Source organism: Mesorhizobium sp. M0028 (assembly GCF_040323855.1).
Classification (GTDB): domain Bacteria; phylum Pseudomonadota; class Alphaproteobacteria; order Rhizobiales; family Rhizobiaceae; genus Mesorhizobium.
Genome location: NZ_JAMYVG010000011.1, coordinates 147,177 through 168,951, shown reverse-complemented (window position 1 = coordinate 168,951; position 21,775 = coordinate 147,177). Strand labels below are relative to the sequence as shown.

Genomic DNA, 21,775 nt, shown 5'->3' with positions numbered 1-21,775 from the left:
TTACCAATTCCACCGCTGCGGCATCACTTCTTGTTGCGCGAAAGCTTGCCGAGCAGGTTGCCGAGGCCAGCCTTTTTCTTCACCTTGATTTCGCTGCGCCCCGTCAGCACATGGGCAATCTCGTTGATCGTGGCGACGACGGGGCTCTTGGCATCCATCTCACCGAGCATACGTCCGTTGTTGGCGGCATTTCCGAACAAAAGCGGCTCGAACGGGATGACCGACATCGGCGAAAGGCCGAGCGATTCGGAGAAATCGGACGGCGTAATCTCGGGACGTTTCGGCACACCGGCCTGGTTGATCACAAGCTTTGGCGCAGGATCGTTTGGACGAAGCCGCTTCAGCATGTCGACCAGGTTCTTTGTGTTTCGCAGATTGGCCAGTTCGGGCGTCGCCGTGATGACGATCTCGTCGGCCTTGACCAGCGTGTTCTTGGTCCAGCCGGCCCACACATGGGGGACATCGAGCACGAGGAGCGGCGCGCTACGCTGGGCTATGTCGATAAGCTGGGTGAAGGCGTCGGGCTCGAAATCGTAGACCCGCTCCAGGGTCGAAGGTGCCGCAAGCAGCGACAGGTGCTCGGCGCATTGGGCGAGCAGCCGGTCGAGATAGACCTCGTCGACACGTTCCGGCGAGAAGACCGCCTCGGCAATGCCCTGCGCCGGGTCCTGGTCGAAATTGATGTTGGCCGTTCCGAAGGCGAGGTCGAGATCGGCGACAACCACTTCGGACTTGAAAAGGGACGACATGGCCCAAGCCACATTATGGGCTATTGTCGAGGAGCCGACGCCGCCCTTGGCGCCGATGAAGGCAATCGAGCGGCCGATCGGCTCAGCTTCCGGATCAACGAAGATCGAGGACACCACGCTGACGATGTCGGCCATCGATACCGGGGCGATGACATATTCGGAAATGCCCGAACGGATGAGTTCGCGATACAGGCCGACATCGTTGTAATGGCCGACAACCACCACCTTGGAGGTCGGATCGCAGTGCTCGGAGAGCTGGGCGAGTTGTTCCAGCAACAGCTTCGGCTCGCTGCGCGATTCAAGCAGGATCAGGTTCGGTGTCGGCGCAGACTGGTAGAATTCGATAGCGGTGGGGATGCCCCCCATATGCACCTTCAGATGGGCCTTGGCCATACGGCGATCCTCGCCAGCGCGCTCGACCGGATTGGCTACGCCTTCGGTCTCGCAGAACGCCTGGATCGAAATGCGCGGGATCGGCCGCAACGCCTGCATCGCGGCAATATCCTGCTCCGAGGTTTCGCCGCCTGCTACCTCTGTGTCATAGGCAAGATTGCTCATTGTCATCTCTTTCAGTGACTTGCGCGGCTTAGGTCTGTTGAGCCTCAACACTCGTTAATATTCGACTTCCGAATTGCCGAGGAGTTCGTCCGAAATTCCTCTGTCGCGATAGACGTCGATCACCGCGCTCCGATTTGCCGCGTCGATGGGAGTCTGTTTGCGCGGCCCGATCAGATCGGCCGGATTGGCCATCTGGGCGGCAAGGTTGTTTTGGTACGAACAGCCGAAATCGGCATAATGCTTGTTTTCCGAAGTCTCCAGAAGGTCTTCCGGCCAGCGCCCGCATTTGTCCGTCTGAGCCTTCACCGAGACGTAGGCGACACGGACCGGGGCGGACGCTTCGGCCGAAACGGATTGATAGGACCGCACGGCGATCCGCTTCCGGCTGATGCCGCTGGCTATGGCAAGCCTGGCGAAATCGCGGCCGGCCGCGGCCGCTGCGATTTCGTTAGCCGAGCCGCTCGGGACCTCAATCGTCAGCACCGGAGCCGCGCTCCTGTCGTATCCGTCCAGAAAGCCCAGGAGCGTGTCGCGCTGGAATCTGGTCATGCCACGGTCGCCGGCGCCGACCGGAAGGTCGATCTTCTGGATCTTCTCGGCGATGACGATCGGATGGGTGGTGCGATAGTCGTCCGGTATGGCACCGACCGTGACGCTGTCGCGATTGGCGCAGCCGGCCAGTGATGCCGCCATCACGACCGCCATGATGGGAACGGCGGGCCGCCAGATTCGCAAATGGACCGACCGCATCGCGGTGATCGCCTTTGTCTTCGATGCTGACTGAGACATGTCCGCTTCCCCGCTTACTTGTAGATGAAGCCGATAACGCCGTGATAACGGCCGTTGGGCTTGTCGGTCTGCATGGTGCCGTAGACGCGGTTGACGCGTCCAAGGAACATGGCGGCCCCGTCGCTGGCGGCGTTGAAATTGTCGTCAGGCTTGGCAAGGTCGTTGCGCGCCACCGGCTTCACCAGATAGGGCGTGATGATGATGACGAGCTCGGTCTCGTTGCGAACGAAATCCCTGCTGCGGAAGAGCGCGCCGAGCACTGGAATCTTTGTCAGGCCAGGCAAGCCGTTGACGGCTTGCCTGACATCGTCGCGGACGAGCCCGGCAATCATCATCGAGCCGCCCGAAGGCAGTTCCACCGTCGTGTCGGCCAAGCGTTTGCGAAGCGACAGGGCGTTCATGCCAAGGCTTTTTACGCCTTCGGAATAAGATACTGACCCTTCCGTTGTCGGCTCGGAGACCGACGTCCTGACTTTCAGGCTGATGCGGCCGGGAGACAGCACCACCGGCTGAAATTCCAGGCCAATACCATATTCGATCTTCTCGACTGAATAGGTTTTCAGACCTGTCTGGTTATCGTTGGAGACGGCTTCGGAAACGCCGGTCACCATGTTATATTCACCGCCGACCTTGAAGGTCGCCTTCTCGCCGGATACGGCCGTCAATGTTGGCTCGGCGAGAGTCTTCATGACGCCGGACTGTTCCATGGCGTTGATATAGGCCTGCAGCGTCGAGCTGCTGATAGAGAGGCCCGAGTTCGACAGCGACTTGCCTAAACCCGTGAAATTGTCGCTTAACGCGCTCCAGCTGATGCCGTTGCTGCTGCCGCTGCCGATCATGTTGACGCCGAGCTGCTTCATCACCGAGCGGCTGACTTCGGCAACCGTCACCTTGAGCGTCACCTGGTCGTCGCCGATAATCTGCAGCAGGTTGACGATCTTGCTGACGCGGCGCTCGGTGTCCGGATTGTTGATGTCGACGCCGGCATCGGCGGAGCCGCCGGCAGCGGTCTGCGAATATTGACCCGTGGTCGCTTCGCCGCCTGAGACGAAGATCTCCGCCAGGTCTTGCGCACGCTTGGCGTCCAGCGGAGTGTCAACGGTTCCGGTCAGAACGACATTGTCGTTCAGCAACTCGACCTTGATCTCCGATGACGGGATGAAGCGCTTGATATAGTCCTCCAGCCCGGCAACATCGCGTTCGACCGCCAGATCAAGGCTGACGATCTGTTCGCCATTCGGGCCAAAGACGAAGATGTTGGTCTCGCCGACCGCCTTTCCGAATAGATAGATGCGCCTGGCGGTGCGGGTCACCGCATCGGCTACCGCGGGGTTGGCAACGAGAATATCGTAGGCATCGCTCGGCAGGTCGATGACCACCGATTTGTTGAGCCCGAGCTTCACTCGCTGGGTGGCCGTCGAGGCTGTGACCCTGGCATTGTTCGCCGCATGGGCATCGAGAGTGCCATACGCATTCGTTCCAAGGAGAAACAGGCCGATCGCCGCAGCCAAGGTGACCGGCAGTTTGGTTTTTAGCTTCATTTCCTCGCCCCCACTTCGGAAACTTCGCCCGACTTGATCAACCGCACCGTTCCGCGCCGACCATTGCCGGAAACCAAGTAGTCGGCCTCCCCCACATTCTTGTCCTGGCTGTCCTTGATTGAGCGCAGTGCCAATGTCAGGCGATCCGCCATCTGCTGAGCGACGGTGATGATCTCGGACTGCTGCGGCGTCAGTTCCAGGGTGGCGGTCTGGCCGACCCTGGTCTTCTTGCCTTCCTCATCCTCCTGAATGGTCTGGTCGATCGCCAGGACGCGAATGTTCTTGAGGATAGTCTCGGTCGTGAAGCCCGGACTACCGCCATTGGCGGTATCGGCTCTGCGGGTCATGATGACGTCGACGAAATCGTTGGGAAGAATAAAGCCACCGGCCGAAGTGTCGGCCGAGATGCTTGTGGCGACAGCCCGCATGCCGGAGGGCAGGATCGACGACATGAAGCTTTGCCCCTCACCGATCAACTTCGAGCGCCGCAACGGCTCGCCGGCATACAGCGCCACGCGCGCGACGCCGCCCTTCAGCTTATCCAGCGCTTCAGGCTCGGCGGCGCGGGTGATGAAATTTGCGTTGATGCCGGCGGACGGCCATGACTCCCAGGAAATGTTGTTCTCTAGCGGACTGCCCATCGGAACATCGCCGGAAAGGACAAGCACGTCCTGCAGCGCGATCGCCGGCGCTTGGGGGCCGGAATCGACAACCGGAGGCGGCGGAGGCGCGACCATGTTCTTCGCGACATAGCCTGCACCTCCGGCCGCGGCTATCGCCACGCCTAGAATAATCAATCGGGATGCTGGCATCTGTCCGAACCTCGCCCTTGGCAAACCACCTGGCCAAGCCGGACTTTGCAGCGGCAATCGTCAAAACAAGGTTAATGTTATACTTACGATCGTGATTAATTTAACGTTTACATAAATTAGAGCGACCAAGCGCGGCCCGAAGGAAAGACGTCGCCAACTCGCCAGGCCCGGCGCAAACGGAGTAACGCAAATCAGCCCGCCAGCCTGGCGAGAGCCCAGGCCATTAACGGCGAGTCCGGATAGGTAAGCAGACCGCCAATGCCAAGCGCAATGCCGTACGGAACACCGGTCGCGTCATCGGCGAAATGGCGCAGGAACGGATTGTGGCTTGTGACGGCGGCAAGCAGCGATTTTCGATAGGCGAGAATGGCAAGCGTCAGCAAGCCGCCTATGAATGTCGAGGCGACGAGATATTCGATGAGATGGACATTCAGTCCCATCCACATGACAGTGGCGGCCAGAAGCTTCGCGTCGCCGCCGCCCATGCCGCCAAGCGCGAACAGGCCGAACGTCACCGCGAGAACCAGGCCGGCGGCGGCGAAATGCCAGCCATAGGTGGCCCAATCCATGCCGGTCAAAGGCGCTACCAAGGCGAAGACAACCACAAGCAGCACAGGCACGCGATTGGCGATCGTCATCGACAGCATGTCGGAGATCGCGGCAAAAAGCATGCAGAACGGAAAGACGACGAAGATCACGGCTTCAAGCATGGACGCGCGCCTGTGGTCAAATTGTACCTGGCCTAACCTAGGCACATTCTATTAACGACTGATGAGACTTCAAAGTGTTTTGTTACTATAATGCAACAAGGGCCGCAACGGAGCGGCCCCTGTTCTTGAAAAGTGACTGGCCGCGTAGCTTAATTGACGCCGTTGACCTTGCTGGCGATCTTGTCGAACTTGGCGTTCAGCGCGTTGCCGAGCGAGCCGGCGCCAACCATGATGGCGAGCGCGATGAGGGCGGCGATCAGACCGTATTCGATAGCGGTCGCGCCGGATTCGTCCTTCACAAAACGTGCGATGAGGTTAGACATTCGAGCTCCTACTCCAATTGTTACAGCACTTCCGTCAACTTCTCTTGATGGCTGATCGGATGCTGCGAATGTAAGCGGAAGCTGTTTCGATCGGCTTAATAAACAGGCTTACCGATTCCTTTCCCGCTTCGATGACATTGCGTAGTTAACCCAGGACTAAAATACCGGCCACTGGGTCCACAGGCTAACAAAGGGCGCAAAAGGCGCAATTCGGCAAAGAGGTTTGAGCCGTGCCTGCTAGCCCAATGCCGGTTCCGGCTTAATCCTGAACTCCAGCCGCTTAACGGTTGGTTCACCAATCTCGTTCATGTTCTGTTGAACAGTTTGTTGCCGGGGAGCGCCTCAATGGCCGGGCCGAGATCGTCATTTCCAATTGCCGTGGTTCTTGCCGCAGCGGCTTTCGCCGTTCCAGCCAAGGCAGGCGCCGGCATCGAGGTCACGATGAACCAGGCAAAGATCGTCAAATTGTCGCGCGCCGCCGATACGATTGTCGTCGGCAATCCGGCGATCGCTGACGCCTCCGTGCAGGACGCATCGACGATCGTACTGACCGGCAAGGGATTTGGCGTCACCAATCTTGTCGTCCTCGATCAGGAGGGCAACCCGATCGTCGATGAGCAAATAACGGTCGTGCGCCAGGCAGCGTCGTCGGTGCGCATCTATCGGCGTGCCGAAGTACAGACCATGTCCTGCGCGCCATATTGCGAAAGCTCGTACAAGAGCGATGCCGAGAAGGCCTCTGAGGCCGAGATGAGCGCCGGGCATTAGCTAGCCGACTTCTCCACCTTTGCGGGAACGCTTCGGTTATTGCCTGGTTAAGGCCTTTCCGCCGAATTTAACGGTCATTCCAACCGGACTTCAATCGGTTCCGACTAATGGTGGGATCCGATGCAGAACTGGAATCGGCGGGTAGAGGACATGAGCAAGGCAGGACGAGCAGGTTTTCCCGGAAGGTTTTTGGGCGACCGACGCGGAAGCACGGCGATCGAATTCGCCATGCTTGCAATTCCATTCGCGCTTCTTGTCTTCGCCATCCTGGAGAGCTGTATTTCATTTGCCGCACAAGAAGTGATGGCAAACGCCACAGACGACATCGCGCGCCAACTGCGTACCGGCCAATTAAGACCGGCCGATGTGTCCGGGACCAAGCTGCGGGATATGATCTGCACCAAGTTGGAGATCATGGTCGCCAAGACCTGTCCCGGATTGCTGGTGGATTTGCGCGAATATCCGACCTTCGCCGATGCGGCGCTGGCCGGTTTCAAGATCCAGGATGGCGACGTCGTGTTGACCAAGGGCACGAGCACACAGACCTTCACCGTCGCACCAGGCCTGGCAGAGTCGAGAAACATGCTGCGGGTTTTTTACAAATGGCCGGTGATGACCGACTTCATGGCCAAGTCGATGGCCAATCTGAAGGACGGCAAAACGCTGCATTTCGCTTCGATCACTTGGCAGAACGAGCCGTTCGACAACTGAACCACCTAGTCGCTTGAAAAGGGCAAAGCCATGATTCGTGCGGGGGCACAGCTGGGCATCGCAGAGATTTGTACAAGAGCAGTCCGGCTTTGCTCGGACCGCCGCGGTATTGCGGCTGTCGAGTTTGCCCTCATCGTGCCTGTCCTGTTGATCATGTACTTTATGACCATGGAAGCCTCGCAAGCCATCGAGACCAGCAAGAAGGTCAGCCGCATCGGCAGCATGGTAGCGGACCTTGTCACGCAGCAGCAGACCATCAAGGCGGCCGATCTCGATGCCATCATCGCGATCGGCAGTTCCACGCTTCAGCCCTATAATCGTTCGAAACCGAAGATCATCATTACGGCGATACAGGTCACGGACGAGACGACGCCGAAAGTCTTGGTCGTGTGGTCGCGCAAAGTAGTCGATGGTGTCTCTAGCGTCGACGCCATCAAGGATTCCGCCACAACGGTCCCGAGCGCGCTCAAGATCAAAGGCACTTTCCTCATTCGGGTCGAAAGCGATCTCGCCTACAAGCCAATCATCACCTGGTCGGCGGATGGCCAAAGCCGGTTCGGGTTGAGCTCGGCCTTCAATTCGATATCGATGGCGGAAACTTATTATCTACGGCCGCGAAGGAGCCCGACCATTCCGTGCAGCGATTGCTGACGCCTGAAGCCCGCTAACCGGGCTGTAGCTATTGCGTGCGGCCGCGGGCCGAGACCAGGTGCACGATGGCCGCAGCCAGCACATAATCCCTCGGACCGGCAACGGCGAACCCGCCGGAGTGTCTCGGCTCCAGAAGATCGTAAATGTCCGGCGCGGCTGATCTGAGATTGGTGAGAAAGACGGTGAGCCGGCGCTTGGCTTCGGGGTCCAGATCGCTGCGGACGGCGTGCGGACCATACCTCAGCAGGCCTGAGGTCCATACGACCTGAAGCGACGATTTCGAGAGCCCTGCGGCCTCGAGCCTCGCCACCGTGCCGCCAGGAGGATTTGGCCGTCCCTCTGCCACAGCCGGGATCCAGCCGAATATGGCATCGGCCTCGCCCTCGACCAGCATTGCTTCAGCTGCGGCAGCCGAATTGGCGTGGGTCAAAAACGGCGCATCTTCCGCCACGTTGACCCCGTCTGCAGCCAGCCCGGCAAGCGGCAACAAAGCACCACCGACGCTGTCGAAAGGCGCCATGACGACCCGATGGACTGCCATGGCCATCAGATCGGGAACCCTCCCGTCGCGCGTCAGCAGTACGGAGCGGATGCCGATGGCGCCGCCGGAATCGAGCGGCGCCGCGAGAGGTTCGACACATCCGCACCGTTCGGAGGCGGCGGCGTAGGCGGTTGCCGAATAGATTGCATATTCGATCCGCGCATTGGCCTGCGCCTCGATCAACGACGTATAGTCGCGGGCAACGACAAACTCCACCTTCATGCCGAGCGCTTTGGTATAGGCGTCGGTCAGCAGCGCCAGACCTGGAACGGTGTTGCCGGCGCCAGGCTCGGCGACGATACCGATACGGAACGTTCCGATATCATCGCGCCAATCGGCACGCGCCAGGTTCGCGCAAGATGCATCCAGCAGCAAGGCCAGTACGGCAGCGAATGCTTTCAGGGCAGGCCTCATGCGAGCTCCATGCCGCGCATTTCGATCGGCAGATCGACCATGCCGCGATTCGTTTCTCCCGGACCAGCACGCCAAGCCGTGCCGTTCGGGTTTCCGAATTGCCAACGGCAGCGCGGAACCCTATGTCTGAGTCAACACCCAGGCAATGATGAACCTTTGATGGCACGCGCCTCCCTTTTTGTCCTTGACTCCTTCGGCATCGGCGGCGCGGCCGACGCCGAACGCTATGGCGACACTGGCTCCAACACGTTCGCACACATCGCGCAGGCCTGCGCGGAAGGCCGCGCCAATCGCGAAGGCCTGCGTGGCGGACCGCTTCTTGTACCAAACATGCTATCGCTCGGCCTCGGCCATGCCGCGGCAACGGCGACGGGTTTCAGGTTCGAGAATGGCGGCAGCGTCGAGTTTGCCGCCGCCTTTCACGGCGCGGCACAGGAGGTTTCGAGCGGCAAGGACACGCCATCGGGCCATTGGGAAATAGCCGGCCTGCCGGTCCGTTTCGACTGGGGTTACTTCCCCGACACGATTCCCGCCTTTCCAGCCGAGTTGACCGAAGCAATGGTGCGTGAAGGGAAGGTGCCCGGCATTCTCGGCAATTGTCATGCCCCCGGCACCGAGATCATCGAACGGTTCGGCGAAGACCATATCCGCACCGGCAAGCCGATTTGCTACACCTCGGTCGACTCCGTCCTGCAGATCGCCGCGCATGAGGTTCATTTCGGCCTGGAACGGCTTTACGACTTCTGCAAGATAGTGCGCGGGCTGGTCGATCCGCTGAATATCGGGCGCGTCATCGCACGACCGTTTATCGGTGAAACCGCCGCCACGTTCGCGCGAACGCATAATCGTCGCGACTATGCCGTACCGCCGCCGGAACCGACGCTGCTCGACCGGCTGACGGCGCGCGGCAGCCGGGTTATCGCAATCGGCAAGATCGGCGACATCTTCGCCCATCGGGGGATCTCGGAAGTCCGCAAGGCTGCCGGCAACATGGCGATGTTCGACAAAGCGCTTGGCGCCATGGAAGATGCCCGCGACGGCGACTTCGTCTTCGCGAACTTTGTCGACTTTGATACCGAGTTCGGACATCGGCGCGACGTCGCGGGGTATGCCGCCGCACTCGAAGCTTTCGACCGGCGCCTGCCGGAGGCATTCGCGCGGCTGAGGCCAGGCGATCTGCTCATTTTGACCGCCGATCACGGCAACGATCCGACGTGGCGCGGCACCGACCACACACGCGAGCGTATTCCGGTTATCGGCACACGGCCGGGTTTCAAAGGCGCGGACATTGGACTGAGGACGACATTTGCCGACATCGGCGAAACCGTGGCCGAACATCTCGGGCTGGCGCCCGGCCCATACGGCACCTCCTTCCATGCCACGATAAGCGGCCATGCCTGAGCTGCCGGAGGTCGAGACAGTCAGGCGCGGTCTGCAGCCGGTCCTTGAAGGTGCCCGCATCGTCGGTGTCGAGGCACGCCGGCCCGATTTGCGGTTTCCATTCCCCGAGAGATTTTCGGAGCGGCTGACCGGCAAGACGATTGCAGCGCTCGGCCGCCGCGCCAAATATCTGACGATGCACCTGGACAACGGCCCGGTGCTGATCTGCCATCTCGGCATGTCGGGTTCGTTTCGCGTCGAAACGGCCGACGAGAGTGCAACACCCGGCGCGTTCCACTATGAACGTTCGAAAAACACCGCTCACGATCACGTCGTCTTCGACATCACATCACCTGCCGGCGTCCGCTCTCGCGTGATCTTCAACGACCCGCGCCGCTTCGGGTTCATGCTGTTTTCGGAAGACGAGCCAGACATGCATCCGATGCTGGCGGGATTAGGTGTCGAGCCTACAGGCAATGCACTGGACGGCGCTCTGCTCGCTTCGCTGCTGAAAGGTCGCAAGTCACCGCTGAAGGCGGCACTTCTCGACCAACGGCTGATCGCCGGGCTAGGCAATATCTACGTCTCGGAAGCGCTTTGGCGGGCCGGCCTGTCACCGCTGCGCAAAGCGGGCACGCTCGCGAGAGCCGGCAAGAAAGCCAGAGAACAGAGCGAACGCCTGGCCGAAGCAATCCGCTCGGTCGTCGCCGACGCGATCGCCGCCGGCGGCTCGTCGTTGCGCGATTATATGCAGACCGATGGATCGCTGGGCTACTTCCAGCATTCCTTCGCGGTTTATGATCGCGAGGGCGAGGCCTGCCCCAAGCCTGGTTGTGGCGGACACATCGAGCGTATCGTGCAAAGCGGTCGCTCAACCTTCCACTGCCGGACCTGTCAGGCTTGAAACACAAGCGAGGAGGAGCAAGCATGGGCTATGAAACCATCATCGTCGAGACCCGCGGCAAGGTCGGGCTGATTACGCTGAACCGGCCGCAAGCGCTCAATGCGCTGAATTCACAAGTGCTGGCGGAACTGGTTGCGTCGGTGAACAGCATGGGCGCAAATGCCGACATCGGCGCTATGGTCATCACTGGTTCGGAAAAGGCTTTCGCCGCAGGTGCCGATATCAAGGAAATGCAGTCGATCTCCTATGTGGATGCCTATCTGCAGGATTTCTTCGTCGGCTGGGAAGAATTTACGCGGGCACGAAAGCCGATCATCGCGGCGGTGGCGGGCTACGCTCTGGGCGGCGGCTGCGAACTGGCGATGATGTGCGATTTCATCATCGCCGCCGATACCGCCAAGTTTGGCCAACCCGAGATCACGCTGGGTGTCATGCCCGGCATGGGCGGATCGCAGCGCCTGACCCGCTTCGTCGGCAAGTCGAAGGCGATGGATATGTGCCTGACGGGGCGAATGATGGACGCAGCCGAGGCCGAGCGTTCCGGCCTGGTCTCGCGCGTCGTGCCAGCCGGCGAGTTGATCGAGGAAGCGCTTAAGGCAGCGGCCAAGATCGCCGGTTTTTCCTTGCCATCGGTGATGATGGCGAAGGAGGCCGTCAACCGCGCCTATGAGACGACGCTCACCGAGGGCCTGCGGTTCGAGCGCCGGCTGTTTCATTCGCTGTTTGCGCTGGACGACCAGAAGGAAGGCATGGCGGCCTTCACCGGCAAGCGGAAGCCGAATTTCACGAACCGATGAGATGACGAAGGCACCGGCCAAAAAGAAAGCGCCGCAGCGTTGACGCGCCGGAAAAGCTGAACTATAAGCCGCACCAACCGAGGCGGCCCTGTGGCTGCCCGTTTGTTTTTTGCGCCCCGCGGTATCCCGCAAGCGCCCACCAGATCAGAAGAGAGGCACCATGGCCAATACCTCCTCGGCCAAAAAGGCAACGCGCAAGATCGCCCGTCGCGCAGCGATCAACAAGAACCGTCGCTCCCGCGTCCGGACCTACATCCGCCAGGTCGAAGAGGCGCTCGCGGCTGGCGACAAGGCGGCCGCACAGGCTGCCTTCAAGGTGGCCGAGCCGGAATTGATGCGGGCCGCGACCAAGGGCGTGGTGCACAAGAACACTGCATCGCGCAAGGTGTCGCGGCTGGCCCAACGGGTCAAGGTGCTGTCGGCCTAATATACCTTTTCCTGAACTGCGCTTCTTCAAACCCGGCCGATCGCGCCGGGTTTTTTCCTTTGCCGGCAAGTACTTAAAAGAAAGCCCGCAAAACGGCGCTCCGCGTGCATTTCAAAGTTCGAAATGCTTTGCCGGCATATACATGCCCGCTGATATTCGCAGCCTTCGAAACCGCCAATGCGAAAATTTCCGAGCGTCACAGATTACCGTTTCTTTTCAGCAGTTTACAGATGGTGATCCACAGCTTGTTCACATCGGCTGCGGTCGATAGGCGACAATTGGCTGTCAAGTGAATTATTTCAGAAAATTTCCCGTTGTGTGGCCTTTTTCATATTCGCCGGAAAAGGGTTTGAATCACAATGGCTTTGTCAAAATCAACTGTTGCGGCATGGCGTCCGAACCGTCCCTTGCTAGTCAGATTCCTTAAAAATCCGTTAGGGGTGGCCTTGCCCTATCCACAGCGATTTCGGTAATGTCTGTCCATCGAAGGGACGGGCCCTTGGCCCTTGACCAGCCTGAAACCGGCCAGCTCAAATTGGCAGAGTTTACAACGCGGATTCAACTCCGCGGACAGGGTTGGTTTGTCTTTTTGATACGGTAGGGGACTGGCGTAATTGTACATGGCAGGTCGACGGTGCGCCGGCGTTTTTCGCCGGACGGCATTTTATTGCCCTGACATGACCAAGGCGGATCGGCACTTCGGCGCCGGACCGACAACGAGGCGATTCATCAGCCGGCGGTGGCGATGGTGTCGCAGCGAAGACACGGTCGCCGGAAACATGGATGCAGGAGGCGCATCCCCGGCGGAAAACAGGTACAAGAGACAAGGAACTCGATCATGCAGAGCGGCGGCATCGAAAGGGAGCTTACGGGCGACCTCCCATTTCCTGGAACGTTAATCGGAAGGAACGACATGGCGGCTTCCAATGAAGCTGAACAGAAGTTCGATCGGGTCAAGGCCCAGCTGAAGGCGCGTCTGGGAACCGAGGTCTATTCGAGCTGGTTCGGGCGCATGAAGGTCGCTGAATCCTCCAAGGGCATTGTCCGCATCTCGGTGCCAACCGCATTCCTGCGTTCATGGATCAACGGCCACTATCTCGATCTCATCGCCGAGTTGTGGAAGCACGAGGATCCGGAGATCCTCAAGATCGAGATCGTCGTTCGCACCGCCACACGCCAGGGCCGCAACAGCGTCGAGCCGGAAGTGGCCCCGGCACGCAAGATGACCAGGCAGACGCAAACCGCTCTCTCTGCGGGCACGGCGAGCCCCAGCAGGGTCGAGCGGGTCCCGGCACCCCGCCCAGGAATGCCGGCAGAGACAGAGTTCCGGCACAATGTGCTCGGTTCGCCGCTCGATCCACGCTACACTTTCACCTCCTTCATCGAGGGACCATCGAACCGAGTGGCTTTTGCCGCTGCCAAGGCGGTCGCGGAATCACAGTCGAGCGCGGTGCGCTTCAATCCGCTCTTTCTTCACGCGACGGTTGGGCTGGGCAAGACGCATCTGTTGCAGGCGATCGCCGCAGAATCGCTGAAGCAGAACCCGAAATCGCGGGTCGTCTATCTGACGGCTGAATATTTCATGTGGCGGTTCGCCACCGCGATTCGCGACAACAACGCACTGACGCTGAAAGAACAGCTTCGCGACATCGACCTTCTCATCATCGACGACATGCAGTTCCTGCAGGGCAAGTCGATCCAGCATGAATTCTGCCATTTGATCAACATGCTGCTCGACAGCGCCAAGCAAGTGGTGGTCGCTGCCGACCGGCCGCCGTCGGAATTGGAGTCGCTGGAGCCGCGCGTCCGCTCGCGCCTCAACGGCGGCGTCGCGCTGGAAATGTCGGCCCCGGATTTCGCCATGCGCATCGGTATGCTCAAGCTCAGGCTTGCCACCGCCAAGCTCGACGATGTGTCGCTCGATATTTCCGAAGAGATCCTCAATCACGTTGCCCGCACGGTGACCGGCAGCGGGCGCGAGCTCGAAGGTGCCTTCAACCAGCTTTTGTTTCGCCAATCCTTCGAACCGCAGATCACCATCGACCGCATCGACGAGATCCTTGGCCACATCTATCGTTCCGGCGAGCCGAAGCGGGTGCGTATCGAGGACATTCAGCGCATCGTCGCACGCCATTACAACGTGTCGAAGACTGAACTTCTGTCCAACCGGCGCACACGCACCATCGTCAAGCCACGGCAGGTCGCCATGTACCTGTCGAAGGTGATGACGCCGCGCTCGCTGCCGGAGATCGGGCGGCGTTTCGGCGGCCGTGACCATACGACGGTGCTGCATGCCGTGCGCAAGATCGAGGATCTTTCAGGCGTCGACAACACACTGGCGCAGGAACTCGAATTGCTGAGAAGGCTGATCAACGACCAGGCCTGACGGCGCGAAAAACGCCGGCTCGCGGACTTCGGCCTTTTTATCCCCAGAAAGCCCGTGCAGCCGGCCCGAACCGGTGGCGCGGGCTTGCGTTTGCCGGGTTTTTCCTGTCAGTTTACGCAGATTCTGAGCCTGTTCAGACCTTTCGCGGGGCGCCGCTTGCCGGAGACCCGTTCATTCATTCAAGCGAGCCTGTTTCGTCATGCGTGTTATCCTGGAACGGTCAAATCTCCTGAAGTCGCTCAACCATGTTCACCGCGTGGTCGAGCGGCGCAACACCATTCCGATCCTGTCGAACGTGCTGCTCAGCGCCGAGGGGGCCAGCCTTGAAATGAAGGCGACCGACCTCGACCTGGAGGTGACCGAAGCAACGCCGGCAAAGGTCGAGCGTGGCGGGGCGACGACGGTTCCGGCGCATCTGCTCTACGACATCGTGCGCAAGCTTGCCGACGGCGCGGAGGTGGCGCTGAAGACCGACGAAGACGGCAACGCCATGACGGTGACGTCGGGGCGCTCGAGCTTCCGCCTGCAGTGCCTGCCGCAGTCCGACTTTCCCGAGCTTTCAGCCGGGTCGTTCTCGCATATTTTCCGGCTCGATTCCCTCGGGCTAAAGGGCCTCATCGAGAAGACCCAGTTCGCCATCTCGACCGAGGAGACGCGCTATTATCTGAACGGCATCTATCTGCACACGCACGAGGCTGGCGGCAAGCTGAAGCTGCGCTCGGTCGCGACCGACGGCCATCGGCTGGCGCGCGCCGAGATCGACGCACCAGCGGGCTCCGAGGGCATGCCTGGCGTCATCATCCCGCGAAAGACGGTCAGCGAGTTGCAGAAGCTGGTCGACGACCCCGACATTGCGGTGACCACCGAGCTGTCGGACACCAAGATCCGTTTCACCATCGGCAGCGTCATCTTGACCTCCAAGCTGATCGACGGCACTTTCCCGGACTACCAGCGCGTCATTCCGACCGGCAACGACAAGAAGCTGATCATCGATCGTCAGAGTTTCGCCGCTGCCGTCGATCGCGTTTCGACCATTTCGTCCGAACGCGGCCGGGCTGTAAAGCTTTCGATCGCCGAAGGCCAGGTCACGCTTGCAGTCAACAATCCGGATTCAGGCAGCGCCACCGAAGAACTGGCAGCCGACTATTCGTCCGATCCGATCGAAATCGGCTTCAACGCCAAATACCTGCTCGACGTTGCCGCGCAACTGACCGGCACGGAGGCGAAGTTCATGCTGGCGGATGCCGGATCCCCGACACTGATCCACGACATGGCCGACGAGACCGCGCTCTACGTGTTGATGCCGATGCGGGTGTAGGGCCCGAACGAGGCCATCTGCTGTCGTGACCAGATTTGCAAACCCGCGGCAGACTTACATAAGTAAGCTTACACTTACGAATTTCCGCAATTATGCGGCGTTGGCAATCGACCTTGATCCCGGCGCTGTGGTTTTCTCCGGCGACAATGGCGCCGGCAAGACCAATCTGCTTGAAGCGATCTCGCTGCTCACGCCAGGCCGCGGCCTGCGCCGCGCACCCTATGCCGAGGTGGCGCGCGAAGGCGGCGACGGTGGCTTTGCGCTGCATGCCCGGCTTGACGGGCCGGACGGCCAGGTCGAGATCGGTACCGGGATTGCAGGCAGCGACAGCGAAGGCGGCAGGCGGGTGCGGATCAACGGCGCGGCGGCGCGCTCAGCCGAAGACATGCTGGAATGGCTGCGCGTGGTCTGGCTGACACCGGCCATGGACGGCCTGTTCCCCGGGCCAGCCGCCGACCGTCGGCGCTTCCTCGACCGACTGGTGCTGGCGATCGACCCCGGCCACGGCCAGCGCGCGCTTGACTACGAAAAGGCAATGCGCGGCCGCAACAGGCTGCTCGCCGACGGTTCGCGCGACGGTGCCTGGTTCGATGCCATCGAGATGCAAATGGCGGAGACCGGCGTGGCAATTGCCGCGGCGCGTGCCGAACTGGTGCGCCTGCTCGCCGCCATGATCGACCGTCTGCCCGGCGACGGACCGTTTCCGCAAGCCGACATCGGCATCTCGGGGGAACTGGAAGGCGAAGTCGGCATTTCGCCGGCCGTCGACGTCGAGGAACGGTTCCGTCGTGCGCTTGCCCAAGGGCGCGACCGTGACCGCACCGCCGGACGCACGCTCGACGGCCCGCACCGTTCCGATCTCGTGGTGCGCCACCGGCCCAAGGCAATGCCGGCCGAACTCTGCTCGACCGGCGAGCAGAAGGCGCTGCTGGTCGGCATTGTCTTGTCGCATGCACGGCTAACCGGCGAGATGTCGGGCATGACGCCGATCCTGCTGCTCGACGAGATCGCCGCCCATCTCGACGGCGGCCGGCGCGCGGCCTTGTTCTCGATCCTGGAGGAGCTGAACTGCCAGGCTTTCATGACCGGGACCGATGCCGCGTTGTTTGACAGCCTCAAGGGACGCGCGGAGTTCCTGACCGTCGATCACGGCAAGGTCAGGCCGACCATCTGAACTTCGTCCATGACGCATTTCTGAGCCGCATGCATTGACGCCTGACAAGTTTTTTCCTCCGTTATATGGTCCGGCGATGATCACAGCCGCCCTCACCGACGAAGAGCTCGAACGCTACGCCCGCCACATCGTGCTGCCCGAAATCGGCGGCGCCGGCCAGCAGCGGCTAAAGCGAGCGCGGGTGCTGGTCATCGGCGCCGGCGGGTTGGGAGCGCCGGTGCTCGAATATCTCGCCGCCGCAGGGATTGGCACACTCGGTATCGTCGACGACGACATCGTTTCGCTTTCCAACCTGCAACGACAAGTGATCCACGCCACGGGCGATGTCGGCATGGCGAAAACCGACAGCGCCAAGGCGGCGATCATCCGCATCAATCCAAACGTCGTCGTGGAAGAGCACAATTTCAGGCTGACCGCGGACAACGCCCCTGCCCTCATCGCCGATTATGACATCGTCGTTGACGGCTCCGACAATTTCGAGACGCGCTACGCCGTGGCCGACGCCTGCGCCGCCGAAAGCCGGCCGCTCGTCCATGCCGCCGTTGGCCGCTTCGACGGCTCGGTCACGGTGCTGAAGCCGTTCGAAACCGGTCCGGACGGCACGTTGAACCCAAGCTACCGCGATCTTTTTCCCGAAGCGCCGCCGCCGGGACTGGTGCCGTCCTGCGCGGTGGCCGGCATTGTCGGCGCGCTGAGCGGGGTCATCGGCACGCTGCAAGCCATGGAGGCAATCAAGCTGATCACCGGGATTGGCGAGCCGCTGGTCGGGCGACTGCTGCTCTACGATGCACTGGCGGCACGCTTCGACACGATCCGCTACAAGCGAACTAGCCGGTGAGCCTGCCTGCCGACGTTTCCATTGTGCAGTTTGCGGCCGACTTCGATCGTTGGGACGAGGTCTTGGCACTGGTCATGCGCGCCTTCGCCTTCATGGAAGACGTTATTGATCCGCCGTCCTCGGCGCATCGGCTCACTGTCGAAAATCTTAGGGCTAAAGCGCTGGAGGAGACAGGATTCCTGGCGCTGAAGGAAAGCGAGATCGTCGGTTGCGTCTTCATCCTGGAGCGGGCAGACGACCTCTATGTCGGAAAGCTCGCGGTTGTGCCGGCTCTTCAGGGACAAGGCATCGGAAAGCGGCTGATGCAGGCTGTCGAAGATCTTGCCCGTAGCCACAACCGGGCCGCCATCGAGCTCCAGACCCGGGTCGAACTGACCGGAAACCACGCTGCCTTCGCCCGCCTCGGCTTTCGCGAAACCGAACGGACAGCGCACAAGGGCTACGACCGGCCGACCTCAATCACCATGCGCAAGGCGCTTTCGTAAGCCAACACTATCCAAAGACGAACGCGTGGTTGCCGCGGCAAGGCCATGCCGGCATGATGGCAGGTCACGCCCGCAGCGGCAGCACGCGGTCGGGCGGACGATGGCCATCGAAGAAGGCGCGGATGTTGATGATCACCTTCTCACCCATGTCGATGCGGCCTTCGAGCGTCGCCGAGCCCATATGCGGCAACAGCACGACCTTGCCTTTGTGGGCGAGCTTCAGAAGCTTGCTGTTCAGCGCCGGCTCGTGCTCGTAGACGTCGAGGCCGGCGCCGGCGATCTTGCCGTCATGGATGAGCTTGACCAGCGATTCCTCATCGATGATATCGCCGCGCGCGGTGTTGACTATGTAAGCGGACGGTTGCAGAAGCGCCAGCCGCCGCGCCGAAAGCAGGTGGAAGGTTGCCGGTGTCGATGGGCAATTGACCGAGATAATGTCCATACGGGCAAGCATCTGGTCGAGGCTTTCCCAATATGTGGCTTCCAACTCGTCCTCGATTGCCGGCAGCACGCGGTGGCGGTTGTGGTAGTGGATCGAGAGGCCAAAGGCCTTGGCGCGCCTGGCGACGGCGGTGCCGATGCGACCCATGCCGACAATGCCGAGCCGTTTGCCCCAGATGCGACGGCCGAGCATCCAGGTCGGCGACCAGCCCGCCCATTTCTTGTCCCCGGTCAGCACGTTGGCGCCTTCGGCCAGCCGTCGCGGCACGGCCAGCATCAGCGCCATGGTCATGTCGGCCGTATCTTCGGTCAGCACGTTCGGCGTATTGGTGACGGTGATGCCTTTCTTGGCCGCTGCCGCAACGTCGATCTTGTCGACGCCATTGCCGAAATTGGCGATCAGCTTGAGCTTGTCGCCGGCTTGGGCAATCAGCGCCGCGTCGATATTATCGGTCACGGTCGGCACCAGCACGTCAGCCTCCTTGACCGCCGCCACCAGTTCCGGCTGCGTCATCGGCCTGTCCTCGACATTCAACCGGGCGTCGAACAACTCGCGCATGCGGGTCTCGACCGGGTCGGGCAACTTGCGCGTGATGACGACGAGGGGCTTCTTTTTGCCTGCCATTGTTTCCTCGAACCCGATCTCGTTGAGACCTCTTTAACCAAGAACGGCGAAACTGAGAGCCGATCGCGGTACCGGTCATCCATGTAACAAGTGGTTCCGCCGAAGACAAAGAAAAAGGGGCGCGAAGGCCGATGGGCCGGCGCCGAAAGGAACGAAAGTGTCTGGTTTCGCGTCGCTCCGCCTGACCCTCAGTGCAGCATTCCTCGGCGCTCTCATCCATAGCCCACTGGTGATGGCGCAAAGTGCCGCGGCCCCCGCCCAGAGCGTCACGCTCGGACCAAGCGGCTTGCCGCTGCCGCGCTTCGTCAGCCTGAAATCCGGCCGCGTCAACTCGCGCGTCGGGCCGGGCGTCAACTATTCCGTCGATTGGATGTACATGAAACCAGGCCTGCCGATGGAGATCATCCAGGAGTTCGATACATGGCGCCGCGTGCGCGATGCCGACGGCTCGGAAGGCTGGATCAATCAGTCGCTGCTTTCGGGCCGCCGCACGGCGATCGTCGCCCCCTGGCAGCGCGGCAAGGACGCCCGCATCAACCTCCTCGACGACCCGGCAAAAGATGCAAGCGTCATCGCGATCCTCGAACCGGGGGTGATGGGCACGATCAAGTCCTGCGATGGCCAATGGTGCGAAATGACCTTCGACGGCCATACCGGCTGGCTCGCCCAGTCGCTCGTCTGGGGCGCCTATCCCGGCGAAAAGGTCAAGAACTGACGCTTCCGAACCGGAGGTCAGGCCAGCGCTGCAAGCACCGGATCCGGCATTTTGTTTCGCTGTTCTTCAATTCGGGGATGATCTAGCCGCCGATGCGGCCGAGATGGGTATCCTGGAAACTGCTCGACAGCTTCAAGCCATAGCCCAGGGCGCGGTCGATGGCGATGTGGGCGATCCAGATCAGCGCAACGGATGTCGCCAATGCATTGTCAAAGACGCTGCCGAAAAGCGCCAGCAGAACGGGCAAGACCAGTATGTGCAAGGTGTTGTAGGCGACGGCCCCGACGCGCGGCCCGGCCATGTAACCCAGGATCGACAGGTCGGGCGCCAGGACGAGCACTGCAAATAGCCACCAGGAAGCACCGGCCATTGCATAGAAGACAAGAGCCGCCACCGCGACGGCGACCCATTCGAGCCGGAGCGTCAAATCCAGGAAATTCATAAGGCGCCGGTCAGTCGCAGCGTTTCGGACGCAGTCTCACCACGATATCGACATTGGCGATCTCCATGCCTTCCGGCGGTTCCGGCAGGTTGGAAACCGTCACCGGGCCGCTGTCGATATCGAAGATCCTGTTTTCGCCCTCGATATAGAAATGATGGTGATCGGAGGTGTTGGTGTCGAAATAGGTCTTCGATCCCTCGACGGCAAGGATGCGCAAAAGGCCAGCCTGGGTGAACTGGTGCAGAGCATTGTAGACGGTGGCCAGAGACACCGGCACGCCGGCGGCAAGCGCTTCCTCGTGCAGTTCCTCGGCCGAAAGGTGGCGGTCGCCCTTGGCGAAAAGCAGATCGGCCAGCGCGATACGCTGGCGTGTCGGCCTCAGACCGGCTTCGCGAACCCGCTTGTCCACAGCGACATTATCCTTCCGGCAACCCAGATCCATCTATCCGTCGCGCCCACAGTTCCGTCTCAGACACGTCCAAAATGGCAGAAATAGAGCATCTGCCGAAATTGGACGTGTCCTGACATATATTCTGTCGGCCGAATGCGATCAATAGCGCGCATTGACCCGGGCAGACGGGCAGGTTAAGCGCAAACGCCGGTTTCCGGCCTGAAACAGATTGTGTTAGGAAACCACCAGCATGGGCGCCTATCGCCCGGGACGATCACGGGGACGAGATTGATGGCGGGTTCGAAATCCAGCTACGGTTACGAGGAATTGCTTGCCTGCGCCCGCGGCGAGCTGTTCGGACCGGGAAATGCGCAACTGCCCTATCCGCCGATGCTGATGTTCGACCGCATCACCGAGATCAGCGAAACCGGCGGTGCGTTCGACAAGGGTTTCATCCGCGCAGAATTCGATATCAAGCCGGATTTGTGGTTTTTCGCCTGCCATTTCATCGGCAATCCGATCATGCCGGGATGCCTGGGCCTGGACGCCATGTGGCAGTTGACGGGTTTCTACCTTGGATGGCTCGGCGAACCAGGCAAGGGAATGGCGCTGTCGACAGGTGAGGTGAGATTCAAAGGCATGGTCACGCCTTCGGTCAAGAAGGTGGAGTATGGCGTCGACTTCAAGCGAGTGATGCGCGGTCGGCTTGTGCTTGGCATCGCCGATGGCTGGCTGAAGGCAGATGGCGAGCCCATATATGCGGCAACGGATCTGAAGGTCGGTCTGTCCAAGCAATCGGCCGCCGGCTGAGCGAAGACCAACAGTGCCACGTCTTGGACATCTAAAGGACGCTGTAGCACTTTAATTTGCGCATGGTTCCGTTCC

24 protein-coding genes are annotated in these 21,775 nt (G+C 60.9%); 14 read left to right on the top strand and 10 right to left on the bottom strand.

Features of this window, described 5'->3' with window-relative positions:
* Window positions 1-23: 23 nt before the first annotated feature.
* The 6 genes from NKJ93_RS20960 to NKJ93_RS20935 all read right to left on the bottom strand — a co-directional run bounded on the left by NKJ93_RS20960 (window position 24) and on the right by NKJ93_RS20935 (window position 5,482).
* A complete protein-coding gene (locus tag NKJ93_RS20960) occupies window positions 24-1,307 on the bottom strand; it encodes a CpaE/TadZ family protein (protein WP_023719532.1) in 1,284 nt (427 codons plus the stop codon).
* 54 nt (window positions 1,308-1,361) lie between these two features.
* Window positions 1,362-2,096, bottom strand: a complete 735-nt coding sequence (locus tag NKJ93_RS20955; RefSeq protein ID WP_023719533.1) for a CpaD family pilus assembly protein — start codon at window positions 2,094-2,096, stop codon at window positions 1,362-1,364.
* Between the two features lie 14 nt (window positions 2,097-2,110).
* Window positions 2,111-3,637: a type II and III secretion system protein family protein gene (locus tag NKJ93_RS20950; protein ID WP_352493779.1), complete on the bottom strand. Its 1,527-nt coding sequence runs from the start codon at window positions 3,635-3,637 to the stop codon at window positions 2,111-2,113.
* Entirely contained in the window at window positions 3,634-4,449 is an 816-nt protein-coding gene (cpaB, locus tag NKJ93_RS20945; RefSeq protein WP_023719535.1) for a Flp pilus assembly protein CpaB, read from the bottom strand. The genes NKJ93_RS20950 and cpaB overlap by 4 nt, the downstream gene beginning before the upstream one ends.
* Before the next feature lie 191 nt (window positions 4,450-4,640).
* Window positions 4,641-5,159: an A24 family peptidase gene (locus NKJ93_RS20940; protein ID WP_352590856.1), complete on the bottom strand. Its 519-nt coding sequence runs from the start codon at window positions 5,157-5,159 to the stop codon at window positions 4,641-4,643.
* 149 nt (window positions 5,160-5,308) lie between these two features.
* The gene (locus tag NKJ93_RS20935) at window positions 5,309-5,482 is read right to left on the bottom strand and encodes a Flp family type IVb pilin (RefSeq protein WP_023719537.1); all 174 of its coding nucleotides are present in this window, start codon (window positions 5,480-5,482) and stop codon (window positions 5,309-5,311) included.
* 345 nt (window positions 5,483-5,827) lie between these two features.
* Here NKJ93_RS20935 and NKJ93_RS20930 point away from each other — a divergent pair, with 345 nt between their 5' ends.
* From NKJ93_RS20930 to NKJ93_RS20920, 3 genes are all read left to right on the top strand, one after another.
* Window positions 5,828-6,250, top strand: coding sequence for a pilus assembly protein N-terminal domain-containing protein (locus NKJ93_RS20930; protein ID WP_023719538.1), 423 nt, complete (start codon window positions 5,828-5,830; stop codon window positions 6,248-6,250).
* A gap of 150 nt (window positions 6,251-6,400) precedes the next feature.
* Window positions 6,401-6,961 carry a TadE/TadG family type IV pilus assembly protein gene (locus tag NKJ93_RS20925; protein ID WP_031194173.1) on the top strand — a complete coding sequence of 187 codons (561 nt, stop codon included), beginning with the start codon at window positions 6,401-6,403 and terminating at the stop codon, window positions 6,959-6,961.
* A 30-nt stretch (window positions 6,962-6,991) separates the two neighbouring features.
* A complete protein-coding gene (locus NKJ93_RS20920; RefSeq protein ID WP_023719540.1) occupies window positions 6,992-7,612 on the top strand; it encodes a TadE/TadG family type IV pilus assembly protein in 621 nt (206 codons plus the stop codon).
* Window positions 7,613-7,640: 28 nt separating this feature from the next.
* Here the strand turns inward: NKJ93_RS20920 and NKJ93_RS20915 are convergent, their stop codons facing one another.
* Entirely contained in the window at window positions 7,641-8,567 is a 927-nt protein-coding gene (locus tag NKJ93_RS20915; RefSeq protein ID WP_023719541.1) for a phosphate/phosphite/phosphonate ABC transporter substrate-binding protein, read from the bottom strand.
* Between the two features lie 159 nt (window positions 8,568-8,726).
* On the opposite strand from NKJ93_RS20915, the gene NKJ93_RS20910 reads away from it, so the two are divergent.
* From NKJ93_RS20910 to NKJ93_RS20870, 9 genes are all read left to right on the top strand, one after another.
* Entirely contained in the window at window positions 8,727-9,968 is a 1,242-nt protein-coding gene (locus NKJ93_RS20910) for a phosphopentomutase (protein ID WP_023719542.1), read from the top strand.
* Window positions 9,961-10,851, top strand: coding sequence for a bifunctional DNA-formamidopyrimidine glycosylase/DNA-(apurinic or apyrimidinic site) lyase (mutM, locus tag NKJ93_RS20905; protein ID WP_352493778.1), 891 nt, complete (start codon window positions 9,961-9,963; stop codon window positions 10,849-10,851). The genes NKJ93_RS20910 and mutM overlap by 8 nt, the downstream gene beginning before the upstream one ends.
* A gap of 23 nt (window positions 10,852-10,874) precedes the next feature.
* Window positions 10,875-11,648: an enoyl-CoA hydratase gene (locus tag NKJ93_RS20900; RefSeq protein WP_023719544.1), complete on the top strand. Its 774-nt coding sequence runs from the start codon at window positions 10,875-10,877 to the stop codon at window positions 11,646-11,648.
* Between the two features lie 160 nt (window positions 11,649-11,808).
* Window positions 11,809-12,075 (top strand): 30S ribosomal protein S20, encoded by a 267-nt coding sequence (rpsT, locus tag NKJ93_RS20895; protein ID WP_023676922.1) that lies wholly within the window; start codon window positions 11,809-11,811, stop codon window positions 12,073-12,075.
* An 838-nt stretch (window positions 12,076-12,913) separates the two neighbouring features.
* Window positions 12,914-14,461 carry a chromosomal replication initiator protein DnaA gene (gene dnaA / locus NKJ93_RS20890; protein ID WP_031194174.1) on the top strand — a complete coding sequence of 516 codons (1,548 nt, stop codon included), beginning with the start codon at window positions 12,914-12,916 and terminating at the stop codon, window positions 14,459-14,461.
* Window positions 14,462-14,660: 199 nt separating this feature from the next.
* Entirely contained in the window at window positions 14,661-15,779 is a 1,119-nt protein-coding gene (dnaN, locus tag NKJ93_RS20885) for a DNA polymerase III subunit beta (protein ID WP_023719546.1), read from the top strand.
* Between the two features lie 25 nt (window positions 15,780-15,804).
* Window positions 15,805-16,953, top strand: a complete 1,149-nt coding sequence (gene recF, locus NKJ93_RS20880) for a DNA replication/repair protein RecF (RefSeq protein WP_352590853.1) — start codon at window positions 15,805-15,807, stop codon at window positions 16,951-16,953.
* Window positions 16,954-17,029: 76 nt separating this feature from the next.
* On the top strand, window positions 17,030-17,791 hold the full coding sequence (locus NKJ93_RS20875; RefSeq protein WP_031194176.1) for a molybdopterin-synthase adenylyltransferase MoeB: 762 nt from the start codon (window positions 17,030-17,032) through the stop codon (window positions 17,789-17,791).
* On the top strand, window positions 17,788-18,276 hold the full coding sequence (locus NKJ93_RS20870) for a GNAT family N-acetyltransferase (RefSeq protein WP_023719549.1): 489 nt from the start codon (window positions 17,788-17,790) through the stop codon (window positions 18,274-18,276). The genes NKJ93_RS20875 and NKJ93_RS20870 overlap by 4 nt, the downstream gene beginning before the upstream one ends.
* 64 nt (window positions 18,277-18,340) lie before the next feature.
* Here NKJ93_RS20870 and NKJ93_RS20865 read toward each other — a convergent pair whose 3' ends face one another.
* Window positions 18,341-19,342, bottom strand: a complete 1,002-nt coding sequence (locus tag NKJ93_RS20865; RefSeq protein ID WP_023719550.1) for a 2-hydroxyacid dehydrogenase — start codon at window positions 19,340-19,342, stop codon at window positions 18,341-18,343.
* 157 nt (window positions 19,343-19,499) lie between these two features.
* On the opposite strand from NKJ93_RS20865, the gene NKJ93_RS20860 reads away from it, so the two are divergent.
* Window positions 19,500-20,057, top strand: coding sequence for an SH3 domain-containing protein (locus NKJ93_RS20860; RefSeq protein ID WP_023719551.1), 558 nt, complete (start codon window positions 19,500-19,502; stop codon window positions 20,055-20,057).
* A gap of 82 nt (window positions 20,058-20,139) precedes the next feature.
* Here the strand turns inward: NKJ93_RS20860 and NKJ93_RS20855 are convergent, their stop codons facing one another.
* Both NKJ93_RS20855 and irrA read right to left on the bottom strand, forming a co-directional pair.
* Window positions 20,140-20,499 carry a DUF4260 domain-containing protein gene (locus tag NKJ93_RS20855; protein WP_023719552.1) on the bottom strand — a complete coding sequence of 120 codons (360 nt, stop codon included), beginning with the start codon at window positions 20,497-20,499 and terminating at the stop codon, window positions 20,140-20,142.
* 10 nt (window positions 20,500-20,509) lie between these two features.
* On the bottom strand, window positions 20,510-20,941 hold the full coding sequence (gene irrA, locus NKJ93_RS20850; RefSeq protein ID WP_023676913.1) for an iron response transcriptional regulator IrrA: 432 nt from the start codon (window positions 20,939-20,941) through the stop codon (window positions 20,510-20,512).
* 240 nt (window positions 20,942-21,181) lie between these two features.
* On the opposite strand from irrA, the gene fabA reads away from it, so the two are divergent.
* Window positions 21,182-21,700 carry a 3-hydroxyacyl-[acyl-carrier-protein] dehydratase FabA gene (gene fabA, locus NKJ93_RS20845; protein WP_352483234.1) on the top strand — a complete coding sequence of 173 codons (519 nt, stop codon included), beginning with the start codon at window positions 21,182-21,184 and terminating at the stop codon, window positions 21,698-21,700.
* Window positions 21,701-21,775 lie beyond the last annotated feature (75 nt).

Coding starts and splice junctions, on each gene's coding strand:
- NKJ93_RS20960 (WP_023719532.1), bottom strand. CDS start 1,307: ATGAGCAATCTTGCCTATGACACAGAGGTAGCAGGCGGCGAAACCTCG.
- NKJ93_RS20955 (WP_023719533.1), bottom strand. CDS start 2,096: ATGTCTCAGTCAGCATCGAAGACAAAGGCGATCACCGCGATGCGGTCG.
- NKJ93_RS20950 (WP_352493779.1), bottom strand. CDS start 3,637: ATGAAGCTAAAAACCAAACTGCCGGTCACCTTGGCTGCGGCGATCGGC.
- cpaB (WP_023719535.1), bottom strand. CDS start 4,449: ATGCCAGCATCCCGATTGATTATTCTAGGCGTGGCGATAGCCGCGGCC.
- NKJ93_RS20940 (WP_352590856.1), bottom strand. CDS start 5,159: ATGCTTGAAGCCGTGATCTTCGTCGTCTTTCCGTTCTGCATGCTTTTT.
- NKJ93_RS20935 (WP_023719537.1), bottom strand. CDS start 5,482: ATGTCTAACCTCATCGCACGTTTTGTGAAGGACGAATCCGGCGCGACC.
- NKJ93_RS20930 (WP_023719538.1), top strand. CDS start 5,828: ATGGCCGGGCCGAGATCGTCATTTCCAATTGCCGTGGTTCTTGCCGCA.
- NKJ93_RS20925 (WP_031194173.1), top strand. CDS start 6,401: ATGAGCAAGGCAGGACGAGCAGGTTTTCCCGGAAGGTTTTTGGGCGAC.
- NKJ93_RS20920 (WP_023719540.1), top strand. CDS start 6,992: ATGATTCGTGCGGGGGCACAGCTGGGCATCGCAGAGATTTGTACAAGA.
- NKJ93_RS20915 (WP_023719541.1), bottom strand. CDS start 8,567: ATGAGGCCTGCCCTGAAAGCATTCGCTGCCGTACTGGCCTTGCTGCTG.
- NKJ93_RS20910 (WP_023719542.1), top strand. CDS start 8,727: ATGGCACGCGCCTCCCTTTTTGTCCTTGACTCCTTCGGCATCGGCGGC.
- mutM (WP_352493778.1), top strand. CDS start 9,961: ATGCCTGAGCTGCCGGAGGTCGAGACAGTCAGGCGCGGTCTGCAGCCG.
- NKJ93_RS20900 (WP_023719544.1), top strand. CDS start 10,875: ATGGGCTATGAAACCATCATCGTCGAGACCCGCGGCAAGGTCGGGCTG.
- rpsT (WP_023676922.1), top strand. CDS start 11,809: ATGGCCAATACCTCCTCGGCCAAAAAGGCAACGCGCAAGATCGCCCGT.
- dnaA (WP_031194174.1), top strand. CDS start 12,914: ATGCAGAGCGGCGGCATCGAAAGGGAGCTTACGGGCGACCTCCCATTT.
- dnaN (WP_023719546.1), top strand. CDS start 14,661: ATGCGTGTTATCCTGGAACGGTCAAATCTCCTGAAGTCGCTCAACCAT.
- NKJ93_RS20875 (WP_031194176.1), top strand. CDS start 17,030: ATGATCACAGCCGCCCTCACCGACGAAGAGCTCGAACGCTACGCCCGC.
- NKJ93_RS20865 (WP_023719550.1), bottom strand. CDS start 19,342: ATGGCAGGCAAAAAGAAGCCCCTCGTCGTCATCACGCGCAAGTTGCCC.
- NKJ93_RS20855 (WP_023719552.1), bottom strand. CDS start 20,499: ATGAATTTCCTGGATTTGACGCTCCGGCTCGAATGGGTCGCCGTCGCG.
- irrA (WP_023676913.1), bottom strand. CDS start 20,941: ATGGATCTGGGTTGCCGGAAGGATAATGTCGCTGTGGACAAGCGGGTT.
- fabA (WP_352483234.1), top strand. CDS start 21,182: ATGGCGGGTTCGAAATCCAGCTACGGTTACGAGGAATTGCTTGCCTGC.